The sequence below is a fragment of the Kitasatospora sp. NPDC093550 genome (assembly GCF_044764985.1).
GTDB lineage: Bacteria > Actinomycetota > Actinomycetes > Streptomycetales > Streptomycetaceae > Kitasatospora.
Genome location: NZ_JBIWJF010000035.1, coordinates 1 through 21,540 on the forward strand (window position 1 = coordinate 1; position 21,540 = coordinate 21,540).

Here is a 21,540-nt window from a genome sequence, read left to right on the forward strand (position 1 = left end):
GGGGTTGGGCGCCGTTGGCAGTCTGAAAATCACCCGCAACGCCCCTCTCCGGGCCACCCCCTGCGCCGCCCCTTCCGCAGCGCGTCCCTCTCGCTGGGGCGGGTGAGGAGGGGGGGGAGGGAGGTGGGTGGGGTGTTGGGGGTGGGTGGGGTGTTGGGGGTGGGTGATGGTGGTGGGTTGACTCGGGGGTGGCCCCGAATGGGTGAAGAGGGGTGGCGACACGCATCAGGCGGGGTTGACGGGCGTTGAGTGGAGGGACGAGTGCACGAACGACGTGCGCGGGGGTTGCGGGGCTAGTGAAGGGGTGAGCCGGTGCGGGGTCTTCATCTGGCCGTTCTGTTGCGGGCGGCGGCGGCCGCGCTGGCGTTGGGGGCTGCGGTCGGGGCGCATGCGGAGGTGGGGCAGGCGTTGGCCAAGCGGGGGGCGGAGCGGGCGGAGCGGGAGGCGGTCGCGTGTGCGGAGGCGGCGAGGTGGGACGCGCAGCACGAGGGGCGGCCGGAGTTGTTCGATCCGGGGCGGATGTCGGGGTGTCGGTGAGGGGCACGTGTTCGGATCATTCGGGCTGAATGTCACTCATCCGGCTTAATTCCTGAATACGGAGGAACCGGCCTTCATCCCCTACGGTTCATCAGGGAGTGAACGAGTTTCCCGAGGGGGGTTCCCTGATGGCCGCGCGGCCCGGTGGCTCCGCGCCCACGCCGACGGCGGGGCGGCCGGTGCCGGTCTGGAGTGAGTGGCTGAGCACGGTCGTCCGGCTCGGGCTGGCGGTGGTGTGGGGGTGGGCCGGGTTGGCGAAGGTGTCCGATCCGGCGGAGGCCGCCCAGGCCGTGCGTGCCTACGAGATCCTGCCCGAGGGCCTGGTCAAGCCGATCGGTTACGGCTTGCCGTTCCTGGAGCTGGCGCTCGCGCTGCTGTTGGTGATCGGGCTCGGTGTCCGGCTGGTCGCCGGGGTGTCCGCGGTGCTGCTGCTCGTGTTCATCGCCGGGATCGCCTCGGCCTGGGCGCGCGGCATCTCGATCGACTGCGGCTGCTTCGGTGGCGGCGGGCACGTCGACGAGTCCAAGACCGAGTACCTGCAGGAGATCCTGCGCGACACCGGGTTCCTGTTGCTGTCCGGGTGGCTGCTGTGGCGGCCCCGTACCCGGTTCTCGGTGGACGGCTGGCTGGCCGGCTGACCGTCGTACCCCATCCCCGCACCCGACGAAGGCCCCCGATGGATGTCAAGGCAATGAGCGAGAAGAACCGAGAAGGCAAGCGCACCGCCCGCGAGCGGATGCTGGAGCAACGGGCGGCCGAGGAGGCCTCGTCCAAGCGCAGGAAGAAGCTGATCGTCGGGGGCGTCGTGCTCGTGGTGATCGCCGCCGCCGTGATCGCCGGTGTCGTGGTGCAGAACGAGCGCTCCAAGCCGGAGACCCCGACCGCCGCCCCGGCCGGGACCATCGGCGACAAGAACCTGGTCATCCCGGTCGGGGCGGGCAACGCGCCGTCCGTGCTGACCGTGTACGAGGACCCGCGCTGCCCCGCCTGCGGCAGCTTCGAGCGGGAGTTCTCGCCGACCGTCGACCAGCTGGAAGACGCCGGCAAGATCTACACCAACTACCACATCGTGTCGTTCATCGACCGGGCCGTGCCGGGCAAGGGCTCCAAGGCCGGCGCCAACGCGCTGGCCTGCGCCCAGGACGCCGGGCACTTCCGGGACTTCCACGACGTGCTCTACCGGAACCAGCCGGAGGAGACCAACGACGCCTTCGGCAACAAGGCCGTGCTGATCAACCTGTCGAAGCAGGTCAACGGTCTCGACACCCCCGAGTTCGAGGCCTGCGTCAACGACAACAAGTACGGCGGATGGGTGTCCTCGGTGCAGCAGGACTTCGACAAGTCCAGCTACAAGTCCACCCCGACCGTGCTGCTCAACGGCCAGCCGATCTACCCGAAGAACGGCAACGAGGAGATCACCCCGGAGAACCTGGCGAAGTGGGTGGACGCCGCGAACCAGGGCAAGCAGCCCGGTACGGCGGGCTCGCACGGGCAGACGCCGGCGCCGACCAGCACCGCCTCGGAGTCCAACAACCCGTCGCCGAACGCCGGCTGAGCCCCGGACCCGGACGCCGCTCCCTCCCCGTCCGGAGGGGGCGGCGTCCGCTGTTGTTCGGTTTCTGTGACCCCGGGGGTGTCCGGCGGGACGCGTCGACCCTGTAGCGTCGGAACCGCCATGGATATCGCCTACATTCCCAGCCCGTCGCGGGGCGTCCTGTACCTCGGACCGGTCCCGCTGCGCGCCTACGCCTTCTGCATCATCCTCGGTGTCGTCGTCGCCGTCTGGCTCGGCAGCAAGCGCTGGGTCGCCCGGGGCGGTGCCAAGCACACGGTCGGCGACATCGCCGTGTGGGCCGTGCCGTTCGGCCTGCTCGGCGGCCGCCTGTACCACGTGATCACCGACCACCAGCTGTACTTCGGTGAGGGCAGGAACCCCTGGAACGCCTTCAAGATCTGGGAGGGCGGCCTCGGGATCTGGGGCGCGATCGCGCTGGGCGCGGTCGGCGCCTGGATCGGCGCCCGCCGCCGGGGCGTTCCGCTGCCCGCCTACGCCGACGCCATCGCGCCGGGCATCGCGCTCGCCCAGGCGATCGGCCGCTGGGGCAACTACTTCAACCAGGAGCTGTACGGCCGGGACACCACGCTGCCGTGGGGCCTGAAGATCCACAAGGTGCTGCCGGACGGCACCGTCGTGGACGGCGTGTTCCACCCGACCTTCCTGTACGAGTCGCTGTGGTGCGTGCTCGTCGCGCTGCTGGTGATCTGGGCGGACCGGAAGTTCACGCTGGGCCACGGCCGGGCCTTCGCGCTGTACGTGGCCGCGTACACGGTCGGCCGGTTCTGGACCGAGTGGCTGCGGACGGACCCGGCGCACGTCTACTTCGGCCTGCGGTTGAACGACTGGACCTCCATCGTGGTGTTCCTGGGTGCGGTGGCGTACCTGGTGGTCGTCGGGAAGAAGCGGCCCGGGCGGGAGGATCCGGCGAGCATCGATCCGGCCGCGCACGAGGAGGAGACGGGGGACGGCGAGGAGAAGCCGTCCCGGCCTTCGGACGAGAAGGCGGATGCGGTGGTTGCCGACAAGGACGTCAAGAACCCGATCTGACCTGGGGCTTTTTCCGGCTGGGGCCACCCTTCGCGAGGTTTGCGAAGGGTGGCCCCAGCCGTGTTCGGACAGCCTTACTTTGCTGGAAATGCCCAGGTCAAGGGGGCTACGGTCAAGGCGGACGAACCACGACGGAGGGGAAGAGACGATGAGTGTGATCACGCTGGAGGCGGACGCCGGACACCAGCCCCGGATACCCGCGGCCGGCCACCACCGGGACGTCAACGGGGGCTGGCTGCGCCCGGCCGTGTTCGGCGCGGTGGACGGGCTGGTGTCCAACTTCGCGCTGATGACCGGGGTGGTCGGCGGTGCGGTCTCCAACGGGACGGTGATCCTCACCGGGCTGGCGGGCCTGGCGGCCGGGGCCTGCTCGATGGCGGCGGGAGAGTACACCTCGGTGGCCTCGCAGCGGGAGCTGGTGCAGGCCGAGATCGAGGCCGAGCGGCTGGAGCTGAGCCGCAACCCGCACGGCGAGCTGGCCGAGCTGGCGCAGCTGTACGTGTCGCGGGGGGTGGACCCGGAGCTCGCGCACGAGGTGGCCCGGCAGCTGTCCGCCGACCCGGAGCTGGCGCTGGAGGTGCACGCCCGCGAGGAGTTGGGCGTCGACCCCACGGACCTGCCCTCGCCGCTGGTCGCGGCCGGTTCGTCGTTCCTGTGCTTCGCGCTCGGCGCGCTGCTGCCGCTGCTGCCGTACCTGCTGGGCGCGACCTCGCTGCTGCCCGCGCTGGTGCTGGCCGCCGCCGGGCTGTTCCTGTGCGGCGCCGTGGTGGCCCGGGTGACGGCGCGCAGCTGGTGGTTCAGCGGGCTGCGGCAGCTGGTGCTGGGCGGGGCCGCGGCCGGGGTGACCTACCTGCTGGGGTGGCTGATCGGAGGGCATGTGGGATGACCCAGAACTGTGCATGATTATGCTGGCCAATGCGTGACGTTTCACACATGGGCGTCGTGTCATGCCTGGCCTAGTCTCAGCATCCGGGCCTCGAAGCCGCGGATTCGCATCCGCGGGCGGGCTCCCGGAATGGATTCGCAGGCCGCCATGATCGGCGTGTGTGGCGATCCGGTTTCGCCCCTGTTTCAGGCCGTGGGTGGTTGGGCACAATCGTCGGGACGTGCACTGTGGCACGTCCTTCTTCCCACACCCCCTGACCTGCGCCTCGTCCCGCCATGTGGACGGGATATTCCGCTTCTCGGGATCCTGGGCATCATGTAACTTGCACGAAACCGCACCATCGCATCAGGGCCAACGTCGTCCCTACTTGCACCAACTTGCCGAAAGACGACGACGGGAGAGCCGATGCTGTCTGCATCCATGCACTCCGCCAACGAGCCCCAGGCCCCCCGGCCGTACGGGCTCGTGCCGGATGCGCGACCTGCTGCTCAGGGCCTGTACGACCCGCGAAACGAGCACGACGCCTGTGGCGTCGGTTTCGTCGCCACGCTGACCGGCATCGCCGACCACACCATCGTCGAGCAGGCGCTGACCGTCCTGCGCAACCTGGAGCACCGGGGCGCCACCGGCGCCGAGCCGGACTCCGGTGACGGCGCGGGCATCCTGACCCAGATCCCGGACGCCTTCCTGCGCGGGAAGGTCTCCTTCGAACTCCCGGAGGCCGGGGCCTACGCGGTGGGCATCGCCTTCCTGCCGGACGAGGACGAGGCGGATGCCGCCGCCGTCGCGCAGATCGAGGCCATCGCCGCCGAGGAGGACCTGACCGTCCTCGGCTGGCGCGACGTCCCGGTCACCCCCGACCTGCTCGGGGCCACCGCGCGGTCGGTGATGCCGCGGTTCCGGCAGGTCTTCCTGGCGCGGGAGGGACTGGCCGGCATCGGGCTGGACCGGGTCGCGTTCGTGGTGCGCAAGCGGGCCGAGCGCGAGGCCGGGGTGTACTTCCCCTCGCTGTCCGCCCGCACCATCGTCTACAAGGGCATGCTGACCACCGGCCAGCTGGAGCCCTTCTTCCCCGACCTGTCGGACCGCAGCTACGCGTCCGCGATCGGCCTGGTGCACTCGCGGTTCTCCACCAACACCTTCCCGAGCTGGCCGCTCGCCCACCCGTACCGCTTCGTCGCGCACAACGGCGAGATCAACACGGTCAAGGGCAACCGGAACTGGATGCGGGCGCGGGAGTCGCAGCTGGCCACGGACCTGATCCCGGCCAACAGGAACGGGCGGGGTCTGGAGCGGATCTTCCCGATCTGCACGCCGGACCACTCGGACTCGGCCTCGTTCGACGAGGTCCTGGAGCTGCTCCACCTCGGCGGCCGCTCGCTGCCGCACTCGGTGCTGATGATGATCCCGGAGGCGTGGGAGAACCACGCCACCATGGACCCGGCCCGCCGCGCGTTCTACCAGTACCACTCCAACCTCATGGAGCCGTGGGACGGCCCGGCCTGCGTCACCTTCACCGACGGCACCCAGATCGGCGCCGTGCTCGACCGCAACGGCCTGCGCCCGGCCCGGTACTGGATCACCGAGGACGGCCTGGTCGTGCTCTCCTCCGAGGTCGGCGTGCTCGACCTCGACCAGGAGAAGGTCGCCAGGAAGGGCCGCCTGCAGCCCGGCCGGATGTTCCTGATCGACACCGCCGAGGGCCGCATCGTCGACGACGAGGAGATCAAGTCCGCCCTCGCCGCCGAGCACCCCTACGAGGAGTGGGTCGGCGCCGGGCAGATCCAGCTGGCCAAGCTCCCCGAGCGCGAGCACATCGCGCACACCCACGCCTCCGTCACCCGTCGCCAGCAGACCTTCGGCTACACCGAGGAGGAGCTGCGGGTCATCCTGGCGCCGATGGCCAGGACCGGTGCCGAGGCGCTCGGTTCGATGGGCACCGACTCGCCGATCGCCGCGCTCAGCGAGAAGCCGCGCCTGCTGTTCGACTACTTCGTGCAGCTCTTCGCGCAGGTCACCAACCCGCCGCTGGACGCCATCCGCGAGGAGCTCGTCACCTCGCTGCTCTCCAACCTCGGCCCCGAGGGCAACCTGCTGGCCGCCGAGTCCGCCTCCTGCCGCTCGGTCGGCATCACCTTCCCGGTGATCGACAACGACGAGCTGGCCAAGCTCGTCCACATCAACGCCGACGGGGACCAGCCCGGCCTGAAGGCCGTCACGCTGTCCGGCCTGTACAAGGTCTCCTCCGGTGGGGACGGCCTGGCCTCCCGGCTGGCGGAGATCGCCGCCGAGGCCGACGCCGCGATCGCCGACGGCGCGCGGATCATCGTCCTGTCGGACCGGCACTCGGACGCCGAGCACGCCCCGATCCCCTCGCTGCTGCTCACCTCCGCGATCCACCACCACCTGATCCGCACCAAGCAGCGCACCCAGGTGTCGCTGCTGGTCGAGGCGGGCGACGTCCGCGAGGTGCACCACGTCGCGCTGCTGATCGGTTACGGCGCCGGCGCTGTCAACCCGTACCTGGCCATGGAGTCGGTCGAGGACCTCGTCGCGCAGGGCGTCTTCATCCAGGGCGTCGAGCCCGAGAGGGCCATCAAGAACCTGATCAAGGCGCTCGGCAAGGGCGTGCTCAAGGTCATGTCCAAGATGGGCATCTCGACCGTCGCCTCCTACCGCGGCGCCCAGGTCTTCGAGGCCATCGGGCTGTCGCAGGACCTGGTCGACGGCTACTTCGCCGGCACCACCAGCAAGCTCGGCGGCATCGGCCTGGACGAGATCGCCAAGGAGACCGCCGCCCGGCACGCCAAGGCCTACCCCGCCTCCGGCATCCCCGCCGCGCACCGCGCGCTGGAGATCGGTGGCGAGTACCAGTGGCGCCGCGAGGGCGAGCCGCACCTGTTCGACCCGGACACCGTCTTCCGGCTGCAGCACGCCACCCGCAACCGCCGGTACGACATCTTCAAGCAGTACACGGACCGGGTGAACGAGCAGTCCGCCCGCCTGATGACCCTGCGCGGCCTCTTCCAGCTGGACGGCCTCGGCCGCGAGGCGATCCCGGTCGAGGAGGTCGAGCCGGTCTCCGAGATCGTCAAGCGCTTCTCCACCGGCGCCATGTCGTACGGCTCGATCTCGCGCGAGGCCCACGAGACCCTCGCCATCGCGATGAACCGCCTCGGCGGCAAGTCCAACACCGGCGAGGGCGGCGAGGACCCGGACCGCCTGTACGACCCGGAGCGCCGCTCGGCGATCAAGCAGGTCGCCTCCGGCCGCTTCGGCGTCACCTCCGAGTACCTGGTCAACGCGGACGACATCCAGATCAAGATGGCCCAGGGCGCCAAGCCCGGCGAGGGCGGCCAGCTGCCCGGCCACAAGGTGTACCCCTGGGTCGCCAAGACCCGGCACTCCACCCCGGGCGTCGGCCTGATCTCCCCGCCGCCGCACCACGACATCTACTCGATCGAGGACCTGGCGCAGCTGATCCACGACCTCAAGAACGCCAACCCGGCGGCCCGCATCCACGTGAAGCTGGTCTCCGAGGTCGGCGTCGGGACGGTCGCGGCGGGTGTGTCCAAGGCGCACGCGGACGTGGTGCTGGTCTCCGGCCACGACGGTGGCACCGGTGCCTCGCCGCTCACCTCGCTCAAGCACGCCGGCGGCCCCTGGGAGCTCGGCCTCGCCGAGACCCAGCAGACGCTGCTGCTGAACGGGCTGCGCGACCGCATCGTGGTGCAGACCGACGGGCAGCTGAAGACCGGCCGCGACGTCGTCATCGCCGCGCTGCTCGGCGCCGAGGAGTTCGGCTTCGCGACCGCCCCGCTGGTCGTCTCCGGCTGCATCATGATGCGCGTCTGCCACCTGGACACCTGCCCGGTCGGCGTCGCCACCCAGAACCCGGTGCTGCGCGACCGCTTCTCCGGCAAGCCCGAATTCGTCGTCAACTTCTTCGAGTTCATCGCCGAGGAGGTCCGGGAGATCCTGGCCTCGCTGGGCTTCCGCTCGATCGAGGAGGCCGTCGGCCACGCCGAGCACATCAACCCGCAGGCCGCGATCGACCACTGGAAGGCCGCCGGGCTCGACCTGGCCCCGCTCTTCCACGTGCCGGAGCTGCCCGAGGGCGCCGCGCGCCACTGCACCACCACCCAGGACCACGCGCTCGACAAGGCCCTCGACAACCAGCTGATCGAGCTGGCCGAGGACGCCCTGGTGCGCGGCGAGGCCGTCCGGATCCAGCTGCCGATCCGCAACGTCAACCGCACGGTCGGCACCATGCTCGGCCACGAGGTGACCAAGCGGTACCGCGGCGAAGGCCTGCCGGAGGGGACCATCGACGTCACCTTCACCGGCTCGGCCGGCCAGTCCTTCGGCGCCTTCGTGCCGAAGGGGATCACCCTGCGGCTGGAGGGCGACGCCAACGACTACGTCGGCAAGGGCCTCTCCGGCGGCGTCGTGGTCGTCCGCCCCGCCCGCGAGGCCGCGGCCATCGGCAACGACGCCCAGAACCACGTCATCGCCGGCAACACCATCGGCTACGGCGCCACCTCCGGCCGGATCCACCTGCGCGGCAAGGCCGGCGAGCGCTTCGCCGTCCGCAACTCCGGCGCCACCCTGGTCGTCGAGGGCGTCGGTGACCACGGCCTGGAGTACATGACCGGCGGCCGGGTCGTCATCCTCGGCGAGACCGGACGCAACCTCGCGGCCGGCATGTCCGGCGGCATCGCGTACGTCCTCGACCTGCGCCCCGCCAACGTCAACGACGGCATGGTGGGCATCGAAGCCCCCACCGCCGCCGACCGCGACTGGCTGCGCGAGACCGTGCAGCAGCACTACGAGGAGACCGGCTCCACCGTGGCCGCCGAACTCCTGGCCGACTGGGGCAGCGGGGTCTCCCGCTTCTCCAAGATCATGCCGACCGACTACAAGGCAGTGCTCGCCGCCAAGGACGCCGCTGAGCGCGATGGCCTCTCCGAGACCGAGACCACTCGCAAGATGATGGAGGCGGCTAATGGCTGACCCCAAGGGCTTCCTGACCACGCCCAAGCAGCTGGCGGAGCGCCGCCCGGTCGACGTCCGGATCAAGGACTGGAACGAGGTCTACGTCGAGCGCAGCCTCCTGCCGATCATCACCAAGCAGGCCGGCCGCTGCATGGACTGCGGCATCCCGTTCTGCCACAACGGCTGCCCGCTCGGGAACCTCATCCCCGAGTGGAACGACCTCGCCTACCGGGACGACTGGGCCGGCGCGATCGAGCGGCTGCACGCCACCAACAACTTCCCGGAGTTCACGGGCCGCCTGTGCCCGGCGCCGTGCGAGTCCGCGTGCGTCCTCGGCATCAACCAGGACGCGGTGACCATCAAGAACGTCGAGGTCACCATCATCGACAAGGCCTGGGACCGCGGCGGCGTCACCCCGCAGGTGCCCGAGCGCCTCTCCGGCAAGACCGTCGCCGTCGTCGGCTCCGGCCCGGCCGGCCTCGCGGTCGCCCAGCAGCTCACCCGCGCCGGACACACCGTCGTGGTGTACGAGCGGGCCGACCGCATCGGCGGACTGCTGCGCTACGGCATCCCCGAGTTCAAGATGGAGAAGCGCCACATCAACCGCCGCATCGAGCAGATGCGGGCGGAGGGCACCCGGTTCCGCACCGGCGTGCACGTCGGCGAGGACATCACCGGGCAGCAGCTGCGCGAGCGCTTCGACGCCGTCGTCGTCGCGGCCGGCGCCACCACCGCCCGCGACCTGCCGGTGCCCGGGCGCGAGCTCAACGGCATCCACCAGGCCATGGAGTACCTGCCGCTGGCCAACAAGGTGCAGGAGGGCGACTACGTCGAAGCCCCGATCAGCGCCAAGGGCAAGCACGTCGTGGTCATCGGCGGCGGCGACACCGGCGCGGACTGCGTCGGCACCGCCCACCGGCAGGGCGCCCTCTCGGTGACCCAGCTGGAGATCATGCCGCGGCCCGGCGAGGAGCGGCCCGGACACCAGCCGTGGCCCACCATGCCGATGACCTACAAGGTCACCTCCGCCCACGAGGAGGGCGGCGAGCGGATCTACTCCGTCAACACCACCCGCTTCACCGGCGACGAGGACGGCAACGTCCAGGAACTGCACCTGGTCGAGGTGGAGTTCAAGGACGGCCGGTTCGAGCCGGTACCGGGCACCGAGCGCGCCATCCCGGCCCAGCTGGTCACCCTGGCCATGGGCTTCACCGGCACGGACGTGAAGAACGGGCTCGTCGAGCAGCTGGGAGTCGACCTCGACGCGCGGGGTAACATTGCCCGCGACGGCCGGTTCGCCACCAATGTCGATGGCGTGTACGTCTGCGGAGACGCCGGCCGAGGCCAGTCGCTGATCGTCTGGGCCATCGCGGAAGGCCGTTCGGCCGCCGCCGCGGTGGACAAGTACCTGGGCGGCAAGACCCCGCTTCCCGCCCCGATCCGACCCACGGACCGCCCCCTGGTGGTCTGACGGTCCGACCGGCCCACCCCGAACCCCCGGCGCCGCATCGCCGGGAGCTCAACCCGCTGCCCCCGCCAGCGTCGCCGGGCCAACGCGGTCTCCTGGCGCCTGCCCTCTTCCCCGACCAGTTGGAGGGCGGGCGCCGTCGCGTTTTCCGGGGGTTGCCGGGGAGTGGGGGATTGGTCGGGGGGTGGTGTGTCGTCGCGCTCGGGGAGGGGCGCGAGGGGCGGGGGTCGGCTTCGGAGCCCGTCCGGGGAGGGGGTCGGTCCGGGGCCGTGCGGGGAGGGGTGTTTCCCGCCACGGAAGGCGGGCGTGGGGGAGCCGCGCGCGAGCGGGGTGGGCCGGGGGCATCGGGTTTCGCGGTTCGTGTGCCGAGGGTCGGTTCCCAGCGGAATCACAGGCTTCTCACAGCGGCTGGAAACCGTCGCGGGACGGGCTGTTGTTCGTCGGTGCCAGGTGGCAGACTGCCGCCGACGGCCGGGGGGCTGCGCGAGTGCGGAGGGTGACTTCGATGGGCACGACTCAGGCAGGCGGAGGCGCGACGGTTCGACGTCTGCTGCTCGGAACCCAGCTGCGCAAGCTCCGGGAGGCCAGGGGCGTCAGCCGGGAGGAGGCCGGATACTCGATCCGCGCCTCGGAGTCCAAGATCAGCCGCATGGAACTCGGCCGGGTCGGCTTCAAGGAGCGCGACGTCGCCGATCTGCTCACCCTCTACGGCGTCGAGGCCGAGCAGGAGCGCGCCACGGTCCTCGGGCTCGTCCGCGACGCCAACGCCAACTCCTGGTGGCACGAGTACGGCGACGTACTCCCCGGCTGGTTCCAGAACTACCTCGGGCTGGAGGAGGCCGCCACCGAGATCCACAGCTACGAGGTCCAGTTCGTCCACGGGCTGCTGCAGACCGCCGACTACGCCCGGGCCGTCGTCACCGCCGGCTGCCACGACCACGGCGCCGAGGAGATCGAGCGCCGGGTCGACGTACGGCTCAAGCGCCAGGCGGTGCTCACCGGCGAGCGCGCGCCGCAGTTGGTCGCCGTGCTGGACGAGGCCGCGCTGCGCCGCCCCTGGGGCGGGCCCGGGCTGATGCGCGGCCAGCTGGACCGGCTGCTGGAACTCGGCGAACTGCCCAACGTGCGGCTGCAGGTGCTGCCCCTCGGCAACGCCGGGCTGTCCGCCGAGAGCGGCGCCTTCACCGTGCTGGGCTTCGCCGAGCCGGAGCTCTCCGACGTCGTCTACCTGGAGCAGTTCACCACCGCGCTCTACCTGGACAAGCCCGCCGAGGTCGCCGAGTACCGGCACGCCATGGCCGACCTGGTCGCCGACAGCCTGGACCCGCGGCGGACCCGCGAACTGCTGCACGCGGTGCGCCAGGAGCTGTGACACATCAGTACGATGACATCTCATCAGGTCGGTGCATGAGAGGGATCAGATGTCGTACTTCTCCGAGTTGGCGCTGCAGTACATCGACGGCGAGTGGTGCAGCGGCAGCGGCTCCTGGGACATCGTCGACGTCGACCCCTACACCGGCGAGAAACTCGCCACCATCACCGTCGCCACCGTCGACGAGGTCGACCGCGCCTACCGCGCCGCCGAGCACGCCCAGAAGGGGTGGGCCGCCACCAACCCCTACCGGCGGCGGCTGGTCTTCGAGCGCGCGCTGCGCCTGTTCGAGGAGCGCGAGCCGCAGATCGTCGCGGCGATCACGGCCGAGCTGGGCGGCACCGCGCTGAAGGCGGGCTTCGAACTCTCCCTGGTCAAGGACGTGCTGCGGGAGTGCCTGCACCTGGCGGTGGCCGCCGAGGGCCGACTGCTGCCCTCGCCCGCCCCCGGCAAGGAGAACCGGCTCTACCGGCTCCCGGTCGGCGTGGTCGGCGTGATCAGCCCGTTCAACTTCCCGCTGTTCCTGGCGCTCAAGGCGGTCGCCCCGGCGCTCGCCCTCGGCAACGGCGTGGTCCTCAAGCCGCACCAGGAGACCCCGGTGGTCGGCGGCGGCCTGATCGCGAAGATCTTCGAGGACGCCGGCCTGCCGCCCGGCGTGCTGAACGTGGTGATCACCGACATCGCCGAGATCGGCGACAGCTTCATCGAGCACCCGGTGCCCAAGGTGATCTCCTTCACCGGCTCCGACAAGGTCGGCCGGCACGTCGGCACCGTCGCCGCCGCGCACTTCAAGCGGTCGGTCCTGGAGCTCGGCGGCAACAGCGCGCTGATCGTGCTGGACGACGCCGACCTCGACTACGCCGTGGACGCGGCCGTGTTCAGCCGCTTCGTCCACCAGGGCCAGGTCTGCATGTCCGCCAACCGCGTGCTGGTGGACCGGAGCGTCGAGGCCGAGTTCACCGAGAAGTTCGTCGCCAAGATCGCCTCGCTCACCGTCGGCGACCCGAAGGACCCGGCCACCCACATCGGCCCGCTGATCAACTCCGTCCAGGCCGACGCCCTCACCACCCAGGTCGACCAGGCGGTCGCCGCCGGTGCCACCGCGCTGCTGCGCGGCACCACCACCGGCAGCCTGATGGCGCCCACCGTGCTCACCGGCCTCGCCGAGGACGCGCCGATCCTGCAGCGTGAACTGTTCGGCCCGGTGGTGCTGGTGGTGCCCTTCGACGGCGAGGAGGAGGCCGTACGGCTCGCCAACGCCACGCCGTTCGGGCTCAGCGGGGCGGTGCACACCGCGGACGTCGAGCGCGGGGTGCGGCTCGCCCAGCGGATCGAGACCGGCATGATCCACGTCAACGGCGGGACCATCGCGGACGAGCCGGGGGTGCCGTTCGGCGGGGAGAAGAACTCCGGCGTCGGGCGGCTCAACGGGGAGTCCACCGTGGACGCCTTCACCACGCTGAAGTGGATCTCGGTGCAGCACGGGCGGGCGGCGTTCCCGTTCTGATCCCCTTGCCGGTGGGGGACGCTCAGGCGGCGGACGTTCAGGCGGCGCGGGCCTCCCGGCGGTAGCCGCCGGGGGCCTGGCCGAACTCCCGCTTGAACGCCTTCGCGAAGGCGTACTCGGAGCCGTAGCCGGTCTGCGCCGCGACCGAGGTCAGCGGCGCCTCCGACTCGCGCAGCAGCCGGGCCGCCGTGGTCATCCGCCAGCGGGTCAGGTACGCCATCGGCGGCTCGCCCACCATCGTGGTGAAGCGGCGGGCGAAGGCGGCCCGGGACAGGCCCGCCCGGTCGGCCAGCGACTCCACCGTCCACGGGGTGGCCGGCGCCTCGTGGATCGCCACCAGGGCCGGGGCCACGGCGGCGTCCCGGAGCGCCGCCGCCCAGCCGGCCGCCGTCGCGGCGGGCTGGTCCTCGAACCAGGCCCGCAGGATGTACAGCAGCAGCGAGTCGATCAGCGCCGGGACGATACCGGTGGAGCCGATCCGGGGGTTCTCCAGCTCGGAGCCCAACAGCTGCACGGCGGCGGCCAGTTCGGGGTGGCGACCGTGCCGGGTCGGCAGGTGGATCAGGGCCGGCAGCTGGCGGACCATCGGGTGCGGACGGCCCTGGTCCAGGTGGTAGTTGCCGCACAGCAGGCTGGTGCGGGCGCCGTCGCCGCCCAGCGACACGGTGCCGATCGGCGGGGCGGAGTCCTTCACGCACTGCCGGGCGTCCACCGGGGGCGTGTCGGGGTGGTCGGCCAGGACGTGGCCCCGGCCGTCCCGCAGGAAGACGACGTCGCCCGGGCTGAGCGCCATCGGCCCCTGCCGCGCGGGTTCGGGGCCCGAGCCCAGCGGGATCAGCCAGCAGGTCCCGTACAGCACCACGTGGAAGCCGGCGCCGAGCACCGGGGGCAGGCGCAGTGCCCAGGGCGCGCGGCCCTCGGTGCGGACGGAGGACGGGTACGCCGTCCGCATCGAGCCCAGCGCCTCGGTCAGGATGTCCAACGCCCGTCCCCCTTGGGTGCCTTCGGTCTGTCTCTCGGTCCTCGGTCCTCAGTCGACGGTGAGGACGACCTTGCCCTGGACGGTACCGGAGCCGACCAGCTCGTGCGCCCGGCCGGCCTCGGCCAGCGGGAAGGCCCGCGCGACGTGCGGGCGGATCCGGCCCTCGTCCACCAGGGCGGCGATCGCTTCCAGCGCGGGGTGGTCCGGCTCGACCGAGACGCCCGCGAAGCGACGGCCGGCGGCCTCGACCGCGGCGGCGAGCTCCCGGTCGCGGTGCTCCATGATGCTCACCAGGACGCCACCCGGCTTCAGCACCTCGAGCGCGCGGGTGTTCTCGGAGGAGGAGTCGAAGACGACGTCGACCTCCTGGACCGCCCGCGTGTAGTCGGTGGTGCGGTAGTCGATGACCTCGTCGGCGCCGATCTCCTTCAGGAAGGCGTGCTTGGGCTCGCTGGCCAGCGCGATCACGTGTGCGCCGCGGGCCTTGGCGATCTGTACGGCGAGGTGGCCGACGCCCCCCGCCGCCCGGTGGATCAGCACCCGCTGCCCCTCGTCCACCTTCGCCGCGTCCACCAGGCCCTGCCAGGCCGTCAGCGCCGCGAGCGGCAGGGCGGCGGCCGCGGTGTGGTCCAGCGAGGCGGGCTTGCGGGCCAGCTGGTGCGAGGGCGCGGCCACGTACTCGGCATAGGCGTTCGCGGCCCGCGGGAAGAACGGCATCCCGTACACCTCCTCGCCCACCCGGTACCGGGCGTCCGGCGCGGCCTCCGCCACGATCCCGGAGACGTCCCAGCCCACCGTGAAGGGCGGCTCGCCCAGCAGCGGGAACAGGCCCGCCCGCACCGCCACGTCCACCGGGTTGACCCCGGCGGCCTTCACCCGCACCAGCACCTCGCCGCTCCGCAGCCGGGGGCGCTCGACCTCGGCGACCTCCAGGACCTCGGGCCCGCCGACCTCGCGCTGAACGATCGCACGCATCGCACTCACTCCCACTCCGGTCAACCCCGGCCCCCCGTGGGGCCGTTCTCGATGTGCTCAACGATAGGGAGAGCGGGCGAGCCGATGAATATCCTCCAGTCTCCGTCAGATGTCCGATCGTCTCGCGGGGAGAGCGAGTCAGGCCGGATAGCGGAGCAGGGTGTCGGTGGTGAGCTCGAAGTCGAAGGGGGCGGGAACCGGGACGCGGTCGCCGAACTTGCCGTTCCACTGCCGGTGGTAGCCGGTGGGGGAGGGGTCGGAGTAGAGCGTGATGCCGCCCGTGCGCGGGTCGATCACCAGGTACAGCGGGATGTCCATCAGCGGGTAGTCGCGGACCTTGCCGACCAGGTCGTTCTCCGGGTTGGACGGGGAGACGATCTCCACCGCGATGGCCGCCTGCTCGGCGGGCACCTCGTTGCCGCCGGATTCGAGGACCGAGAGCGGAACATAAGTGAGGTCGGGGTTGCGTAGCTTGCCGACGGTCGGGGAGGCGAGGTCGGTGTTCTCGCTCGGCATCAGCTCTGGGGGACGGTGCGCGTCGAACTGCCGTCGGACGATCCGGAGATTACCCGCGTGATCGGTCGGTGGGGGCGCCGTGACGATGATCGTGCGGCCGGAGACTTCGACCTTCCAGCCCGATGGCGGGGCCAGGGTGCGTGCGTACGCGAGGACGCGGTGATCGGACTCGATCATGCGGCCATCATGCCACCGCCCCGGACGCGGCGAGGCGCCGCCGGGCGGGGGCCCGGCGGCGCCTCGGGGGGAGTCGGGCGGGTCAGAAGACCGGCTGGCCGGCGCGGACGAGGCGCCAGGAGTCGGTGAAGAAGTCGGCCGGGTCCAGGACGCCCTTGGCCTTCACCCAGGCGATCATGGTGTTGCGGATCTCGTCGGAGTTCGACCAGACCAGCTTGGCCTTGGCGACGTGCGGGAAGTTGCCGCCGCCGTTGGCGCGGTAGTTGTTGACGGCCAGGACGAACTGGGCGGCGGGGTCGATCGGCTTGCCCTGGAAGGACAGGTTGATGATCCGCTGGCCCTTCGGCTGGGCGATGTCGATGTCGTAGCTCAGGCCGTAGACCGAGTCGTAGTTGTAGTCCGGGGTGGCCTCGGCGCCGGTCAGGGCGTCCTTGTCGACCGGGGCGCCCGGGGCGAGCTGGTTGTAGTACTTCGCCGAGAACTCCAGGTAGTCCTTGAGCTGGGCGCCCGTCAGGATGCGGGCCTCCAGGGTGTTCTCGTAGATGTAGAGGCCCGCGGCGTCGCGCAGCTTGACCTGGCCGGCCGGGATCACGGCGGTGCGGTTGAACGGGGCGGCCTGGGCGAGCACCGGCAGGTTGGCGTACTGGCCGCCGGCCAGCGCGGCCTTGACGGCGTCGGCCTGGACCCTGCCGATCAGGTCGATGATCGGGGTGGCCTTGAAGCGGGACTCGGCGATCGACAGCTCGATCTTGCTGGTGCCGATGTTCTGGTTGACGTACGCGACGACCTTCTTGTGCTGCTCGGTGATCGCGTTGGTGATCTCCGGGTTCTCCGGCACGGTGTTGGAGTTCAGCACCCGCGAGGAGACCGAGGTGACCTTCCAGGCGCCGTCGGCGAGCTCGACCTCGAAGTCGAAGCAGCTCAGGCGCTGGCCCCAGCAGAGCGGCTCGGAGAGCACGACGGTCTTGCCGGTCTTCTTGTTGACGATCAGCCGCTGCGGCACCTCCTTGTGGGTGTGGCCCACCAGCACCGCGTCGATGTCCGGGACGGTCTCCGCCATCTCGCCGGAGGCGTCCTCGGGCCAGGGCAGCTGGTCGCCGTAGGTGGTCGCCTCGTCGATGCCGGAGTGCGCCGAGACCACGATGACGTCCGCGCCCGCCGCCTTCATCCGCGGCACGTACTTCGCGGCGGTCTCCACGATGCCCGGGAAGACCATCTTCCCGCTGACGTTGGCCTTGTCCCAGATGGCGATGCCCGGGTTGGTGAGGCCCAGGATGCCGACCTTCAGCGGCTTGCCCTCGCCGAGATGCAGCTCCTTGATCACGTACGGCGGGAAGGCCGGCTTCTCGTTCTTCGCGTGCAGCGCGTTGGCGCCGAGCAGCGGGAACTCCAGCTGGTCCTCGAAGGCCTTCACGGTCGGGATGCCGTAGTTGAACTCGTGGTTGCCGAGCGCGGCGGCGTCGTACTCCATGAGGTTCATGGCGACGGCCATCGGGTGGTCCGGCACGGTGTCGCCGTCGGTGGCGATCGGCTCGATCCGGGCGTAGTAGTAGGTCAGCTGGGTGCCCTGGATGATGTCACCGGAGTCGATCAGCAGGCAGCGGTTCCAGCCCTTCTCCTCGCGCACCTGGTTGGCCAGGGTGGAGATCTTGGCGAGGCCGACCGCGTTGTGCGCCTTGTCGACGTACTCGGCGTCCGTGAAGTAGTCCCAGTTGAGCACCCGGCCGTGCAGGTCGGTGGTGCCCATGACGGTGAAGGACTGCTTGCGCGGCTTGTGCTGGCCCTTGGCGGCCGCCGTGTCCGGCTCGGCGGCCGCGGCGGAGGGGGCGGCGGCCACGGCGGCACCGCTCGCCAGGGCGGCGCCGGCGGCGGTGGCGGCGGACCGGGTGACGAAGTCACGGCGGTTCAGGGGCATGGATGACTCTCCGAGTGGGGGCGACGGCAGATCGTCCGTCAACTTGGTTACGTGATCAGGCGTGCGTCCACGCGTCGACGCGCGTAGAAGGACGCGCGTAGAAGTCTGCCGTGCGGGCCGGGTCGCTGGATAGTCCCCGGACCTGTCCAAGAGGTGAGATCTTGGCGACTCGTTCGTGACGGCGACGGGCGGGGACGGGGGTGCTATGTCGTCGCCCACCGGCCTGACCTGGGCTTCCGCCCCGGGCAGGCCGGTTCGGCGGCGGGCGGCCGGCCTCGCGTCCCGGGGTCAGGCCAGTTCGGCGGCCAGCAGGCCGACCTCCCGGCCCAGTTCCTCCGCCGGATCCGGGGCGCCCGGCCCCGCCCACGGCTGCCAGGCCCGCGCCCGCAGGTAGCCGGCCACCGCGAGCGGCAGCCGGTGCCGGATGATCCGCTCCGCCACCGGGCTCGGGCCGGCCTCGCGCAGCGCGGCCATCAGCGCGTCCACGCCGGCGGCGGGGGGCGGGGACACCGAGTCCAGGTACGCGGCCAGCTGGTCCAGCTCGGGCCGCGGCTCCGGGGGCTCCGGGGCCGGCGGCGGAGGAGGGGCCGGGGACGGGTCCGGCTCGGCCGTGCGGCCGGGCGTCAGCAGCGCACCCGCCCCGTACAGCCCGGCCACCACGCCCGGCCACCAGGCCCCGCCGAGCCCGGCGAAGTGCAGCCCCAGGCCGATTGCGCCACCCGCGCAGCCGACCAGGTTCTTGCCCGACTCCAGGTACCGCAGGGCCCTGCGGCCGAACCCGGCCTCGGCCTCACTGGTAGCCACGGATCTCCTCGAACGCCCCGTCCAGCGAGCCCGAACCGTCGAACAGCTTGCCGCCGGTGACGTCCGCGATCCCCTGCAGCTGGGACACCGCCGCCTCGCCGAACCTGATCGGGAACACCGGGATCGACTTCTCCCAGGCCGGCAGCCCGTCGTGGAAGCGCTTGAAGTCGCCGTCCGTCGGACCGGAGTTGCTCTCCCCGTCCGTCATCAGCACGATCGAGGTGAACCGGTCGTCGTTCGCCGCGGCCTGCTGGCGCTCGATCACCCGGTACGCCTCCTCCAGCGAGCCGTACACCGCCGTGCCGCCCGAGGCCGCCAGCGACTGCACGTCCGCGTTGATCGCCGCCAGCTCCTGCTGCGGACCGGGCTGGCTGCCGGTGGCCGGCACCACGTGCGTCTTGGACCACTTCACCGAGGACGCGAAGGACACCAGGGTGACCTCCTCGCGGTTGCGGAAGCGGCGCACCCCGCGGGTGTCGTCCGCCCCCGTCAGCCGGCCCAGCGCGCTCTTCAGCGCCGCGATCCGCGAACCCTCCATCGAGCCCGAGGTGTCCAGCACGTACACCGTCCGGGACGGGCGGCGCAGGTCGTTCTGGTACGAGGCCAGCAGGCCGTCCGCGACCGCCCGGGTGCCCGGGAACGGCAGCTCCCGGCGGCGGTCCGTCGGCAGCCCGGCGGCCGGGGCCACGCCCACCGTCGCGGGGCGGCGCAGCGTCGTCTCGGAGATGCGTTTCTGCACGTCCTCCTTGAGCAGGTACGAGGTCAGCCGCTGGAAGGCGTCGCGCTGGTCCGGCGCCGCCGAGGACAGCAGCGACAGCGGATAGTCCGCCGACACCACCCCGTCCAGCGGGCGCACCACCGTCAGCTGCTGCTGCGGCGGCAGCGTCTTGTTCAGCGACAGCAGCACCGACTCGTAGTTCACCAGCGCGCCCACCAGGCCCGACTCCGAGCGGGAGTACGCCTGGGCCAGCCAGCCCGAGGAGCCGGACGTCAGCTTCTGGCCGGTGAAGAACTGCTTCAGCTGCGGCGCCGCCTTCTGCACGTCCGCCTCGGCCAGCGCCCCGTCCGCCTTGGAGAACGCCGCGGCGACCGCCACCAGCGTCGAGAAGCCGGAGTTGGACCGCGAGGGATCGGCCATCCCGTACGTCAGCCTGCCGGCCGCGGCCGCGTCACCGACCTGCGCCCAGGTGACCTTCGAGCCGTCCCCCCAACCCAGCTCGCCGAGCACCGAGGAACGCACCCCGACCGCCACCGGTGAGACCATCACCGGGGTCTCGGACAGCACCTTGGACTTCCCGGCCGGGTCCAGCCGCAGGTACTGGTTGGACGGGAACCAGACCGCGTCGTACTTGCCGTCGGCCCGGCCCGCGGACACCGCGTCCGCGCCGTCCAGGGTGCCCGTCCAGGCGAACTGCACCGTCACCCCGGTGGCCTTCCGGGCCTCCTCCAGCACCGGTGCCAGGTCCTGCAGTTCACTGCCCGCCAGGACGCGCAGCACGCCCGGCCGGGCGGTCTCGGCGGGCGGGTCGGTCGGCTTCGGGCCGGCATCGCCGCCGGAGGAGGTGCAGGCGGTCACCGCGGCCAGCACGGCCGCCAGGGCGGCGGTGAGCCCGCCGCGGCGCTTCGTCCGGAGGTTCACTTCGGGGTCCCGCCCTTCGCCGCGTCGATCAGCTTGTTGAGGTTGTCCAGCGACGGCAGCGTGGCCTGCTTGAACCCCGCGGTCCTCAGGTCACGCGCGAACTTCGGCGTCTTGTCCTGCATCAGGCGCCAGAAGGCGTCCTGGTCGGCCTGCGGCCGCAGGCCGTACCCGGCCTCCAGGGCGCGCAGCACCGGGTCGTTCTCCAGCAGGTCGGCCAGCTTGCGGCCGTTGTCCGTACGGGCCACCAGGGTGTGGTCGGACTGGATGGTGGTGTCCGGGTACATCACCACCATGTCGCCGGTGTCCTTGTGCCGCAGCGGCAGCGCGGCGGCCTGCGACTCGTAGGCGAAGACCATGGTGCCGACGCCCGCGAAGAAGTCCCGGAACGGCTCGTCGCTGCTGATCTTCTGCATGCCCTGGAGACGGTTGGCGGTGCCCAGCAGCGGCCGTACGGCGTTGACCCCGGCGTCGTCCTGCACCACCTGGTCGTTGCCCGCGACGTAGGAGAGCAGGGCCAGGTACAGCGCGCCCGACGACGAGGTCTCCGGATCCGTCGTGGACACGAACAGCGGCCCGGCCAGCTCCGGGCGCTCGGCGGCGCCCGGCAGGTCGGTCCACTTCCGGCCCTCCTTCAGCGCGGCCGCGTACGCGTCCATCCGGAACGTCCACATGTGGCTCGTGGGGTCCTCCTGCGCCAGCTTGCCCTGCGCCAGGACCCGCGCCGCCGGCTCGTGCGTCACGATCACCAGCGGCGAGTAGAACGGCACCAGCGGAGAGTCCTTCAGCTGCCAGTTGCGCTGGATCTCCCGGGCCGGCGCGGCACTCGCGGGGAAGGCGAAGTCCAGCGACGGGGTGCTCTTCGCCTGCTCGCTCATCGTCCAGGAACCGGTCGAATCCGCCCGGACCACCAGGCCGTTCTTCTTCAACTCGGCTTTGACGGCGGGGTCGTCGAAGAAATCACGCTTCTCCGAACCGATCAGGCCGGAGACCGTCACCGGATCGGGGTCCTTCGTGCCGTCGGGGATCAGCGCGAAGGCCACCCCGCCCAACAGCGCCAGCGCCGCCACCACCCCCAGAGCCCGTTTCATGCCGAACGCCTCCCCCTCGTACGCGACTTCGGCCGCGACCGCTACGTCGTCCGGGTGGTTGCCCGGAATCCCCG

The 21,540-nt window shown here is 71.4% G+C and carries 15 protein-coding genes; 8 read left to right on the top strand and 7 right to left on the bottom strand.

What is annotated here, in order from left to right; translation table 11 throughout:
* Positions 1 to 665: 665 nt before the first annotated feature.
* From ACIRD3_RS35195 to ACIRD3_RS35230, 8 genes are all read left to right on the top strand, one after another.
* Positions 666 to 1,175, top strand: coding sequence for a MauE/DoxX family redox-associated membrane protein (locus tag ACIRD3_RS35195; RefSeq protein WP_402224765.1), 510 nt, complete (start codon positions 666 to 668; stop codon positions 1,173 to 1,175).
* Positions 1,176 to 1,228: 53 nt separating this feature from the next.
* Positions 1,229 to 2,092, top strand: coding sequence for a DsbA family protein (locus ACIRD3_RS35200; protein ID WP_402224768.1), 864 nt, complete (start codon positions 1,229 to 1,231; stop codon positions 2,090 to 2,092).
* A gap of 120 nt (positions 2,093 to 2,212) precedes the next feature.
* Complete coding sequence (gene lgt / locus ACIRD3_RS35205) at positions 2,213 to 3,142, top strand: prolipoprotein diacylglyceryl transferase (protein WP_402224769.1); 930 nt, start codon at positions 2,213 to 2,215, stop codon at positions 3,140 to 3,142.
* Positions 3,143 to 3,290: 148 nt separating this feature from the next.
* Positions 3,291 to 4,028: a VIT1/CCC1 transporter family protein gene (locus ACIRD3_RS35210; protein ID WP_402224771.1), complete on the top strand. Its 738-nt coding sequence runs from the start codon at positions 3,291 to 3,293 to the stop codon at positions 4,026 to 4,028.
* A 420-nt stretch (positions 4,029 to 4,448) separates the two neighbouring features.
* Positions 4,449 to 9,041, top strand: coding sequence for a glutamate synthase large subunit (gene gltB / locus ACIRD3_RS35215; RefSeq protein ID WP_402224880.1), 4,593 nt, complete (start codon positions 4,449 to 4,451; stop codon positions 9,039 to 9,041).
* On the top strand, positions 9,034 to 10,494 hold the full coding sequence (locus ACIRD3_RS35220) for a glutamate synthase subunit beta (RefSeq protein ID WP_402224774.1): 1,461 nt from the start codon (positions 9,034 to 9,036) through the stop codon (positions 10,492 to 10,494). Before gltB ends, ACIRD3_RS35220 begins: the two co-directional genes overlap by 8 nt.
* Positions 10,495 to 10,996: 502 nt before the next feature.
* Positions 10,997 to 11,863: a helix-turn-helix domain-containing protein gene (locus ACIRD3_RS35225; RefSeq protein ID WP_402224775.1), complete on the top strand. Its 867-nt coding sequence runs from the start codon at positions 10,997 to 10,999 to the stop codon at positions 11,861 to 11,863.
* Positions 11,864 to 11,912: 49 nt separating this feature from the next.
* Positions 11,913 to 13,370 (top strand): aldehyde dehydrogenase family protein, encoded by a 1,458-nt coding sequence (locus ACIRD3_RS35230; RefSeq protein WP_402224883.1) that lies wholly within the window; start codon positions 11,913 to 11,915, stop codon positions 13,368 to 13,370.
* Between the two features lie 37 nt (positions 13,371 to 13,407).
* Here ACIRD3_RS35230 and ACIRD3_RS35235 read toward each other — a convergent pair whose 3' ends face one another.
* The 7 genes from ACIRD3_RS35235 to ACIRD3_RS35265 form a co-directional block, all read right to left on the bottom strand.
* Complete coding sequence (locus tag ACIRD3_RS35235; RefSeq protein ID WP_402224777.1) at positions 13,408 to 14,352, bottom strand: AraC family transcriptional regulator; 945 nt, start codon at positions 14,350 to 14,352, stop codon at positions 13,408 to 13,410.
* Positions 14,353 to 14,400: 48 nt separating this feature from the next.
* Entirely contained in the window at positions 14,401 to 15,327 is a 927-nt protein-coding gene (locus tag ACIRD3_RS35240; protein ID WP_402224780.1) for an NADP-dependent oxidoreductase, read from the bottom strand.
* Between the two features lie 138 nt (positions 15,328 to 15,465).
* Positions 15,466 to 16,020: a Uma2 family endonuclease gene (locus ACIRD3_RS35245; RefSeq protein ID WP_402224783.1), complete on the bottom strand. Its 555-nt coding sequence runs from the start codon at positions 16,018 to 16,020 to the stop codon at positions 15,466 to 15,468.
* Between the two features lie 82 nt (positions 16,021 to 16,102).
* Positions 16,103 to 17,935 (bottom strand): bifunctional metallophosphatase/5'-nucleotidase, encoded by a 1,833-nt coding sequence (locus ACIRD3_RS35250; protein ID WP_402224785.1) that lies wholly within the window; start codon positions 17,933 to 17,935, stop codon positions 16,103 to 16,105.
* A gap of 288 nt (positions 17,936 to 18,223) precedes the next feature.
* Positions 18,224 to 18,739, bottom strand: a complete 516-nt coding sequence (locus ACIRD3_RS35255) for a hypothetical protein (protein WP_402224787.1) — start codon at positions 18,737 to 18,739, stop codon at positions 18,224 to 18,226.
* Positions 18,726 to 20,378: a VWA domain-containing protein gene (locus tag ACIRD3_RS35260; RefSeq protein WP_402224789.1), complete on the bottom strand. Its 1,653-nt coding sequence runs from the start codon at positions 20,376 to 20,378 to the stop codon at positions 18,726 to 18,728. Before ACIRD3_RS35260 ends, ACIRD3_RS35255 begins: the two co-directional genes overlap by 14 nt.
* Positions 20,375 to 21,466, bottom strand: coding sequence for a hypothetical protein (locus ACIRD3_RS35265; protein ID WP_402224791.1), 1,092 nt, complete (start codon positions 21,464 to 21,466; stop codon positions 20,375 to 20,377). The genes ACIRD3_RS35260 and ACIRD3_RS35265 overlap by 4 nt, the downstream gene beginning before the upstream one ends.
* Positions 21,467 to 21,540 lie beyond the last annotated feature (74 nt).

What these genes read in the sequence shown, in the direction of transcription:
- ACIRD3_RS35195 (WP_402224765.1), top strand. Translation starts at nt 666, where the DNA reads ATGGCCGCGCGGCCCGGTGGCTCCGCGCCCACGCCGACGGCGGGGCGG.
- ACIRD3_RS35200 (WP_402224768.1), top strand. Translation starts at nt 1,229, where the DNA reads ATGAGCGAGAAGAACCGAGAAGGCAAGCGCACCGCCCGCGAGCGGATG.
- lgt (WP_402224769.1), top strand. Translation starts at nt 2,213, where the DNA reads ATGGATATCGCCTACATTCCCAGCCCGTCGCGGGGCGTCCTGTACCTC.
- ACIRD3_RS35210 (WP_402224771.1), top strand. Translation starts at nt 3,291, where the DNA reads ATGAGTGTGATCACGCTGGAGGCGGACGCCGGACACCAGCCCCGGATA.
- gltB (WP_402224880.1), top strand. Translation starts at nt 4,449, where the DNA reads ATGCACTCCGCCAACGAGCCCCAGGCCCCCCGGCCGTACGGGCTCGTG.
- ACIRD3_RS35220 (WP_402224774.1), top strand. Translation starts at nt 9,034, where the DNA reads ATGGCTGACCCCAAGGGCTTCCTGACCACGCCCAAGCAGCTGGCGGAG.
- ACIRD3_RS35225 (WP_402224775.1), top strand. Translation starts at nt 10,997, where the DNA reads ATGGGCACGACTCAGGCAGGCGGAGGCGCGACGGTTCGACGTCTGCTG.
- ACIRD3_RS35230 (WP_402224883.1), top strand. Translation starts at nt 11,913, where the DNA reads ATGTCGTACTTCTCCGAGTTGGCGCTGCAGTACATCGACGGCGAGTGG.
- ACIRD3_RS35240 (WP_402224780.1), bottom strand. Translation starts at nt 15,327, where the DNA reads ATGCGTGCGATCGTTCAGCGCGAGGTCGGCGGGCCCGAGGTCCTGGAG.
- ACIRD3_RS35245 (WP_402224783.1), bottom strand. Translation starts at nt 16,020, where the DNA reads ATGATCGAGTCCGATCACCGCGTCCTCGCGTACGCACGCACCCTGGCC.
- ACIRD3_RS35250 (WP_402224785.1), bottom strand. Translation starts at nt 17,935, where the DNA reads ATGCCCCTGAACCGCCGTGACTTCGTCACCCGGTCCGCCGCCACCGCC.
- ACIRD3_RS35265 (WP_402224791.1), bottom strand. Translation starts at nt 21,466, where the DNA reads ATGAAACGGGCTCTGGGGGTGGTGGCGGCGCTGGCGCTGTTGGGCGGG.